This window comes from Desulfofundulus sp., assembly GCF_049701015.1.
Lineage (GTDB): Bacteria > Bacillota > Desulfotomaculia > Desulfotomaculales > Desulfovirgulaceae > Desulfofundulus.
Genome location: NZ_JBNATZ010000384.1, coordinates 1 through 1,654, shown reverse-complemented (window position 1 = coordinate 1,654; position 1,654 = coordinate 1). Strand labels below are relative to the sequence as shown.

At 58.0% G+C, this 1,654-nt stretch carries 1 protein-coding gene; it reads left to right on the top strand.

Annotation, left to right across the window (positions count from 1 at the left end; all coding sequences use genetic code 11):
* Positions 1-133 precede the first annotated feature (133 nt).
* Positions 134-1,654, top strand: a 1,521-nt coding sequence (gene leuS / locus ACPLUI_RS14670) for a leucine--tRNA ligase (protein ID WP_424660979.1), incomplete at its 3' end; no start/stop codon positions are given.

Sequence of the window (1,654 nt, the reverse complement as noted above, 5' to 3'; positions counted from 1 at the left end):
ATTGTCCACCACCCCGTTTTTCTCTTTTTCGCGGCTGCCATTCTTGTCCCCGGCAAAATGATTATGGTAAAATAATGCTTATGAATGCTGTCGAAACAAGGGTTTTGTGGCATACGGCAAGGGGGATACATTGGTGAAGGAACGCTACGACTTTAAAGAAATTGAAGCCAAATGGCAGGCCCGCTGGGCCGCAGAAAATTTATACAGGACTCCGGATTTCTCCGACCGCCCGAAATACTACTGCCTGGAGATGTTTCCCTACCCTTCCGGCAAGCTGCACATGGGCCACGTGAGGAACTATTCCATCGGCGATGTGGTAGCCCGCTTCAAAACCATGCAGGGTTACCACGTCCTGCACCCCATGGGCTGGGACGCCTTCGGCCTGCCGGCGGAGAACGCGGCTATCAAGCACGGTAACATCCATCCCGCGGACTGGACTATGGATAATATCAGGGCCATGCGCACACAGCTCAAGCAGCTGGGCATCAGCTACGACTGGGACCGGGAAGTGGCCACCTGCCATCCGGGCTATTACAGGTGGACGCAGTGGTTGTTCCTGCAGCTATACCACAAAGGACTCGCCTATAAGAAGAAAGCGGCGGTCAACTGGTGCCCCTCATGTGCCACGGTGCTGGCCAACGAGCAGGTCAAGGAGGGGGCCTGCGAGCGCTGCAAGACGCCCGTGGAAAAGCGAGAGCTGGAACAGTGGTTCTTTAAAATTACCGCCTACGCCGAGCGCCTGCTCAAAGATCTGGAGTTGCTGGAGGGCTGGCCGGAGAAGGTTAAAATCATGCAGGAAAACTGGATCGGCCGCAGCGAGGGGGCGGAAATCCGCTTTAAAGTGGCCGATCTGGATGAGGAAATTGTGGTCTTCACCACCCGCCCCGATACGGTGTTCGGGGTTACCTACATGGTGCTGGCTCCGGAACACCCCCTGGTGGAAAAGCTCATTGAAGGCAAGCCCCAGGCCGGAGCAGTGCGGGACTTCGTGCGGCGGGTGCGCAATTTAAACGAAATTGCCCGTACGGCCACCGATGTGGAAAAGGAAGGGCTGTTCACCGGTGCTTACTGTATCAACCCCTTGAACGGTGAGCGGGTGCCCGTGCTGGTGGCCAATTACGTGCTTCTGGAGTACGGCACCGGGGCGGTTATGGGCGTGCCGGCCCACGACCAGCGGGACTTTGAATTTGCCCGTAAGTACAACCTGCCCATCCGGGTGGTCATCCAGCCGCCCGGGGAGGAACTGGACCCTGAGACCATGACGGAAGCTTATGTCGGCGACGGGATAATGGTAAATTCCGGCCAGTTCAACGGCTTGCCTAAAGACGAAGGGATCCGCGCGGTGATCGCGTACCTGGAAGAAAAGGGCCTGGGCCGCGGCCGGGTGAACTACCGTCTGCGGGACTGGCTGATCTCCCGCCAGCGTTACTGGGGCGCACCCATTCCCATTATATATTGCGATAAGTGCGGTATTGTACCCGTACCGGAGGAGGATCTACCTGTGCTCCTGCCCCGGGACGTGGAATTTAAACCAACCGGGCAATCGCCCCTGGCCGACTGTCCGGAGTTTGTCAACACCACCTGTCCCCGGTGCGGCGGGCCCGCCCGGCGGGAAACCGATACCATGGACACTTTCATGTGCTCCTCCTGGTAC